8 protein-coding genes are annotated in these 6,582 nt (G+C 68.9%); 4 read left to right on the forward strand and 4 right to left on the reverse strand.

Annotation, left to right across the window (positions count from 1 at the left end; genetic code table 11):
* From A5713_RS25745 to A5713_RS25755, 3 genes are all read right to left on the reverse strand, one after another.
* On the reverse strand, window positions 1–884 hold an 884-nt coding region (locus A5713_RS25745), incomplete at its 3' end, for an ABC transporter ATP-binding protein (RefSeq protein ID WP_068099098.1).
* Window positions 874–1,512: a TetR/AcrR family transcriptional regulator gene (locus A5713_RS25750; protein WP_067927843.1), complete on the reverse strand. Its 639-nt coding sequence runs from the start codon at window positions 1,510–1,512 to the stop codon at window positions 874–876. The genes A5713_RS25750 and A5713_RS25745, both read right to left, overlap by 11 nt.
* A 90-nt stretch (window positions 1,513–1,602) precedes the next feature.
* Window positions 1,603–2,271 (reverse strand): O-methyltransferase, encoded by a 669-nt coding sequence (locus tag A5713_RS25755; protein ID WP_067927846.1) that lies wholly within the window; start codon window positions 2,269–2,271, stop codon window positions 1,603–1,605.
* A 202-nt stretch (window positions 2,272–2,473) separates the two neighbouring features.
* On the opposite strand from A5713_RS25755, the gene sigE reads away from it, so the two are divergent.
* From sigE to tatB, 4 genes are all read left to right on the forward strand, one after another.
* Window positions 2,474–3,241: an RNA polymerase sigma factor SigE gene (gene sigE, locus A5713_RS25760; protein ID WP_068099094.1), complete on the forward strand. Its 768-nt coding sequence runs from the start codon at window positions 2,474–2,476 to the stop codon at window positions 3,239–3,241.
* A gap of 119 nt (window positions 3,242–3,360) precedes the next feature.
* A complete protein-coding gene (gene rseA / locus A5713_RS25765; RefSeq protein ID WP_068099095.1) occupies window positions 3,361–3,756 on the forward strand; it encodes an anti-sigma E factor RseA in 396 nt (131 codons plus the stop codon).
* A 187-nt stretch (window positions 3,757–3,943) separates the two neighbouring features.
* Window positions 3,944–5,470 carry a S1C family serine protease gene (locus A5713_RS25770; protein WP_068099096.1) on the forward strand — a complete coding sequence of 509 codons (1,527 nt, stop codon included), beginning with the start codon at window positions 3,944–3,946 and terminating at the stop codon, window positions 5,468–5,470.
* Window positions 5,471–5,872, forward strand: a complete 402-nt coding sequence (gene tatB, locus A5713_RS25775) for a Sec-independent protein translocase protein TatB (RefSeq protein WP_068099097.1) — start codon at window positions 5,471–5,473, stop codon at window positions 5,870–5,872. It begins immediately after the preceding gene.
* 54 nt (window positions 5,873–5,926) lie between these two features.
* On the opposite strand, the gene A5713_RS25780 is transcribed toward tatB, so the two are convergent.
* The coding region (locus A5713_RS25780) for a P-loop NTPase (RefSeq protein WP_156752037.1) at window positions 5,927–6,582 on the reverse strand (656 nt) is incomplete at its 5' end.

The following is a 6,582-nucleotide window of genomic DNA, read 5'->3' on the forward strand; positions in this document are numbered from 1 at the left end:
TAGTGGCGCAGGAAGAGTTCCTCGAGCGTCGGCGGCTGGCTGACGAGGCTGCGCACACCGGCGTCGCCGAGCGCGCGGATCAGTTCGCCCAGGCTTTCGCTGTCGACCTGGGCGCGCAACGTGTAACCCTCGACGCTGACGTCCGCTACGCCCTTGATCCGGGTGAGGTCGCCGGGGTCGCCGGTCATCTCGGCCCTGATCGAAGTGCGGCTGAGATGCCGCATGGAGTCCAGCGAGCCGCTCTCGATGGTCCTGCCGGCGCGGATGATGGTCACCCTTTCGCACAGCGCTTCCGTCTCGGCCAGGATGTGACTGGACAACAAAACCGTCGTGCCCCGGTCGCGCGCCTCGGCGACGCACTGCTGAAAGACGTTCTCCATCAGGGGGTCCAGGCCGCTGCTGGGCTCGTCCAGGAGCAGCAGGCGGGCTCGCGAGGAGAAGGCCGAGATCAGGGAGACCTTCTGCCGGTTGCCCTTGGAGTAGGTCCGCGCCTTCTTGTGCGGGTCGAGGTCGAAGCGCTCGATCAGCTCGGCGCGGCGCCGGTGATCGATGCCGCCGCGCATGCGGGCCAGCATGTCGATGGTCTCGCCCCCGGTCAGCGTCGGCCACAGCGTGACATCGCCGGGCACGTAGGCGATCTGGCGGTGCAGCTCCACCGCGTCGGTCCATGGGTCACCGCCCAGGAGGCGTACGGTGCCGCCGTCCGCCCTGACCAGACCCAGCAGGATGCGGATGGTCGTCGACTTCCCCGCGCCGTTGGGGCCGAGGAAGCCGTGCACCTCGCCTTCGCGCACGGTGAGGTCGAGGCCGTCGAGCGCGTGCACCGCCCCGAATCTCTTTGTCAGGCCGCGGATTTCGATGGGCGCGGCAGTGTCAACTGGCATCGGTTTCTCCTTGATCTTCGGCGGCCAGGAAGGCGTCGTACATGGTGCGGTCGACCATCAGCCCTTCGGTGTAGATCTCCAGCGCGGGCAGCACCATCTCGCGGGCATAGTCGCGCAGGACCGCCCGGATATCCGTTGGGGTTTCATGCATCTGCAGATACAGCAGAAAGCCGCCACCGCCGGTGATGCCCAGGTACCGGGCCCGGGCGTGCGGGTCCCGGCTGGGCTTGATGGTGCCTGCCCGCACGCCCTCGTCCAGATACTCTTCGGCGTTGTCGATCATTCTGCGCCACAACATGTTCGCCAGTTCTCCGCCGGACTGCATGCTGCGGACCAGGTAGGCCATCATCGGCGCGTACGACTCGATCTCGGCCATCTGGGCGAACCAGGTGGCGGGGTCGTTCGACCTGAGCGCCTCGGACTTGCTGTTGCGGATCTCTTCGGCGATGTAGTCGTCACACGCCTTGCGCAGGCCATCCTTGGAACCGAAGTGGTGGATGACCAGCGCGGCGCTCACGCCTGCGGCTTCGGCGATCGCGCGCAGCCCGACGCCGAACCCCTGCTCGCCGAACTGTTCGATCGCCGCGTCCCGGATCCGGGCGGCGGCGGTCAAGTCGGCTGAACGCATGTTCAGTACGCTAAACGCGCGTTCAGTCGCGAGTCAAGGGGGTGGCGCGTCAAGAATCGGTCAAGAATCCGTATGGGTGTGGTGCGCGGACTAATCGCGCACGGCGGCCAAAATGCCGTCGCCGAGTGGCACCAGCGCCGGGGTGAGCCGCTCGTCCTCCGCGATGAGCCGCGCCGCCTCCCGCACCGCGATCACCTCCGCGTCGCGGGCGGCGGGATCGCCGGCACGCCCCCCGAGGGCGGCCCGGTGCACCACGATGACGCCGCCGGGTCGCAGCAGCCGCACGCCCTCCACGACGTAATCGGGCTGATCAACCGGGTCTGCGTCGATGAACACCAGGTCGTAGGACTCGTCGGCCAGCCGGGTGAGGACCTCCTGGGCCCGGCCGCTGATCAACCGGGTGCGCGACGGCCCGATCCCGGCCTCGGAGAAGGCCTGCTTGGCGAGCCGCAGATACTCGGGCTCGATGTCGATCGTCGTCAAGACGCCGTCGTCGCTCATGCCGGACAACAGCCACAGCCCGCTGACCCCGGCACCGGTGCCCACCTCGGCGACGGCCTTGCCGCCGCTGAGTTTGGTCAACAGGCTCAGCAGCGCACCCACCGCCGGGGTCACCGCGCCCGCGCCGATGTCCATCGCGCGCTCGCGGGCGGCCGCCAGCAGCGCGTCCTCCGAGATCGACCCCTCGGCGTGCGCGAAGAGGGATTCGGCTCGACTGGGCGCCGGCTGGCCGGGGGTTTCTGCGTCGGTGCCGTCCATGCCCGCAGCGTATTCCACTTCGGTGCGCGGCCCGGCGTGGCACGCCTAAGCCGCCCCGCCACGACACGCCCGGCAACGTCGAGGCGTTTAGCTTCCCCCCGCGGCGGATATCTCCTGCGCAGCGATGGTAACGATCCGGTTTCTCAGGTTGAGCTCAGATTGTTCATATATCGCACATACGCCGATACGCGACGGTGTCCCTATGGATCGCGGAACGCGTTGGCACGGGAATACGGACTGGCGGCCACGTGTTGCCGCCGGTGACGACTTGTCGCTTTTGGGCAGGACGGATTCGGAGGATCTGATCATCACCACGCTTTTGGGCCCGACCAGCATGTCGCACGCGCAGGACTGCCCCGCAGACGAGTGGGTGGAGCCGTCCGACGGGTTGCAGGGCACCGCGGTCTTCGACGCGACCGGGGACAAGTCCACGATGCCCTCGTGGGACGAACTGGTGCGTCAGCACGCCGACCGGGTGTACCGGCTGGCCTACCGCCTCTCCGGCAATCAGCACGACGCCGAGGACCTCACCCAGGAGACGTTCATCCGAGTTTTCCGGTCGGTGCAGAACTACCAGCCCGGGACGTTCGAAGGGTGGTTGCACCGCATCACCACCAACCTGTTCCTGGACATGGTGCGCCGGCGCGCCCGGATCCGGATGGAGGCGCTGCCCGAGGATTACGAGCGGGTTCCCGCCGACGAGCCGAATCCCGAAGAGATCTACCACGATTCGCGGCTCGGCCCCGATCTGCAGGCGGCCCTGGATTCGCTGCCACCGGAGTTCCGCGCCGCGGTCGTGCTGTGTGACATCGAGGGCCTGTCCTACGAGGAGATCGGCGCGACGCTGGGCGTGAAGCTCGGCACCGTGCGTAGCCGCATCCACCGCGGACGTCAGGCCCTGCGCGACTACCTGGCCGCGCAGCCCGAACCCGGTCCCGGCCGCAACGCGCTGCACGCCGAGTCGGCGTAGCCCGGCGAACGCAGGCCTGCCACGGCCCGCGATGCCAGCGGTTTTGCCGCCTGCAGACGGGGTATTGCGCCCCGCCTCGCGCTACATTCGAGGGGTAGGCGCAACGAAAGGACCCGGCGATGCCCGATCGAGGACATGTCTTCCGGCGTGCGTTCTCCTGGCTTCCCGCTCAGTTCGCCTCTCAAAGCGATGCGCCCGTCGGCGCCCCGCGCCAGTTCGGTTCCACCGAGCACCTCTCCGTGGAGGCCATAGCGGCCTTCGTCGACGGTGAGTTGCGGATGAACGCGCACCTGCGGGCCGCGCATCACCTGTCGCTGTGCCCGCAGTGCGCGGCAGAGGTGGACGATCAGAGCCGGGCGCGTGCGGCGCTGCGGGACTCGCACCCGATCCGCATCCCGAGCACGCTGCTCGGGATGCTGGCGGAGATTCCCTACGATTCGCCCGACGATGCGAGCAACCGGGCGGCCGACCGTTTTGCTGACCGCGACGCCCGTGAACAGCGCAAGCGCCGCTAGCTCGACACCTCCTCTTCGAAATCCCCGCAATTGATCCGGCCGAATTTTGCGCACGCCGCCCGTGCGCTCATGGGCGAGGTGCGCCGAACCGTGGATACTAGGGTGGACACAACCGCGCCGGTGTTGCACATCTCGCCCGGTGAAGGGCCCGTCTCGAGCGCTCAAGAAGAGGATCCGAAGGGGTAACGTGACCTCCGATCAAGGCTTCGACCAGAAGCAGGACAGCGGCAAGAACCGCGGCAACCGTTTGGCGCCGCGCCCCATCTCGCGTCCGCCGGTCGACCCCGCCTCGCGTCAACTGTTCAGCCGGCCCGACGGGCTGCGCGGATCCTTCGTGGCCGATCGCGTCCGCCCGCCGAAGTATCGGGACCAGAGCGAGTTCAGGCCCCACGACGAGCCGGCCGATCCCGTGCTTCAGGAGGCGTTCAGCCGGCCGGTCGGCAGCCCCGACTCGTTGCAGCGCCACCCCGTCGACGCGGGTGCGCTTGCGGCCGAGAAAGACGGTGTCGAGCCGGACGAGGCCGACGATCCGTGGCGTGACCCGGCGGCGGCGGCGGCGCTGGGCACCCCGGCAGTGGCCCCGTCGGGACCCCGGAGGCCGCAGGGCTACGGCGGCAAGCTCGGTGTGCGCGATGTGCTGTTCGGCGGCAAGGTGTCCTACCTGGCGTTGCTCGTCTTGCTGCTGATCGCGTTGCTCATCGGTGTGATCGGCGGGGTGGTCGGTCGCAAGACGGCCGAGGTGGCCGAGGCCTTCACCACCTCGAAGGTGACGCTGTCGACCAACGGCAACGGCGAAGGGCCGGCCGGTCGCTTCGCGAAGGTGGCGGCCGCGACCGCCAACTCGGTGGTGACCATCGAGTCCAAGAGTGATCAGGAGGGCCTGCAGGGCTCCGGCGTGGTGGTCGACGGTCGCGGCTACATCGTCACCAACAACCACGTGATATCCGAGGCGGCCAACAACCCCAGCCAGTTCAAGACGACCGTGGTGTTCAACGACGGCAAGGAAGTGCCGGCCAACCTCGTCGGCCGCGACCCCAAGACCGACCTGGCCGTGCTCAAGGTCGACAACGTCGACAACCTCAGCGTGGCCCGGTTCGGCGACTCGGACAAGGTGCGCGTCGGCGACGAGGTGCTCGCGGCCGGTGCGCCGCTGGGCCTGCGCAGCACCGTGACCCACGGCATCATCAGCGCGCTGCACCGGCCCGTCCCGTTGTCGGGGGAGGGCTCGGACACCGACACCGTCATCGACGCCCTGCAGACCGACGCGTCCATCAACCACGGCAACTCCGGTGGCCCGCTGATCGATATGGATTCGCAGGTGATCGGCATCAACACCGCGGGTAAGTCCCTGTCCGACAGCGCCAGTGGGCTTGGCTTCGCCATCCCGATCAACGAGGCGAAGGAAGTCGCGCAGACGCTGATCAAGGACGGCAAGATCGTGCACCCGACGCTGGGGATCAGCACCCGCTCGGTGAGCAACGCGATCGCCTCCGGGGCCCAGGTCGCCAACGTGAAGGCGGGAAGCCCCGCGCAAAAGGGCGGGATCCTGGAGAACGACGTCATCGTCAAGGTCGGTAACCGCACGGTCGCCGATGCCGACGAGTTCGTCGTCGCCGTGCGCCAGCTGACCATCGGCCAGGACTCCCCGATCGAGGTGGTCCGCGACGGCCGGCACGTCACCCTCACCGTCAAGCCCGACCCCGACGGCAGCTAGATGTTCGGCAGCCTGAGCTGGGAGCACATCCTGGTCCTCGTCGTGGTCGGGTTGGTGGTCCTCGGCCCGGAGCGGCTTCCCGGCGCGATCCGCTGGACGTCGACCGCGCTGCGCCAGGCTCGCGACTACCTCAGTGGGGTGACCACCCAGTTGCGCGACGACCTCGGGCCCGAGTTCGACGATCTGCGGGTTCCGCTGAGCGAACTGCAGAGACTGCGGGGGATGACTCCGCGCGCCGCCCTGACCAAGCACCTGCTCGACGGCGACGATTCCTTCCTCACCGGGAACTTCGACAGACCGGCCAACGGGGCGGCGGTCACGCCGCCGGAGCCGTCGGCGCCGCCACCGCAACCCCAACCACACATCCCCGGACAGACGCCGTTCGACGCCGACGCGACCTAGCGTGGCGGAGCCGGGCGAAGCGGGTCGCCGCCACCGGGTCCCGCGGGGTCTCGGTTAGCGCCGCGTCGGATCGAGACCCAGCGACACGCCCGCCAGCCCGCGGCGGCGCGACGATAGCTTGTCGGCCACGCCGCGCAGTTCCTTGCCCGCCGGGGAGTCGGGGGCGCTCAGCACGATCGGCGTGCCGGAGTCGCCGGCCGCCACCAGCGCGGGATCGAGCGGGATCTGGCCCAGCAGCGGCACATCGGCACCGACCGCGCGGGACAGGCGTTCGGCCACCTGTCGGCCGCCGCCCTCGCCGAACACCTGCATGGTCGAGCCGTCGGGCAGGGTCAGGCCCGACATGTTCTCCACCACCCCGGCGATGCGCTGCCGGGTCTGCATCGCGATGCTGCCCGCCCGCTCGGCGACCTCGGCGGCGGCCAGCTGCGGCGTCGTGACCACCATCAGCTCGGCGCTCGGGATCAGCTGAGCCACCGAAATGGCGATGTCGCCGGTGCCCGGCGGCAGATCCAGCAGCAGGACGTCCAGGTCACCCCAATAGACGTCGGCCAGGAACTGCTGCAACGCCCGGTGCAGCATCGGCCCCCGCCACACCACCGGTGTGTTGCCCTCCGTGAACTGCGCGATGGAGATGACCTTCACCTCGTGCGCGATGGGCGGCAGGATCATCGACTCGACCTGGGTGGGCCGGTCGGTGGTACCCATCA

Origin of the sequence: Mycobacterium sp. E2497 (assembly GCF_001668695.1) — a bacterium.
GTDB lineage: Bacteria > Actinomycetota > Actinomycetes > Mycobacteriales > Mycobacteriaceae > Mycobacterium.

What these genes read in the sequence shown, in the direction of transcription:
- A5713_RS25750 (WP_067927843.1), bottom strand. Translation starts at nt 1,512, where the DNA reads ATGCGTTCAGCCGACTTGACCGCCGCCGCCCGGATCCGGGACGCGGCG.
- A5713_RS25755 (WP_067927846.1), bottom strand. Translation starts at nt 2,271, where the DNA reads ATGGACGGCACCGACGCAGAAACCCCCGGCCAGCCGGCGCCCAGTCGA.
- sigE (WP_068099094.1), top strand. Translation starts at nt 2,474, where the DNA reads ATGGATCGCGGAACGCGTTGGCACGGGAATACGGACTGGCGGCCACGT.
- rseA (WP_068099095.1), top strand. Translation starts at nt 3,361, where the DNA reads ATGCCCGATCGAGGACATGTCTTCCGGCGTGCGTTCTCCTGGCTTCCC.
- tatB (WP_068099097.1), top strand. Translation starts at nt 5,471, where the DNA reads ATGTTCGGCAGCCTGAGCTGGGAGCACATCCTGGTCCTCGTCGTGGTC.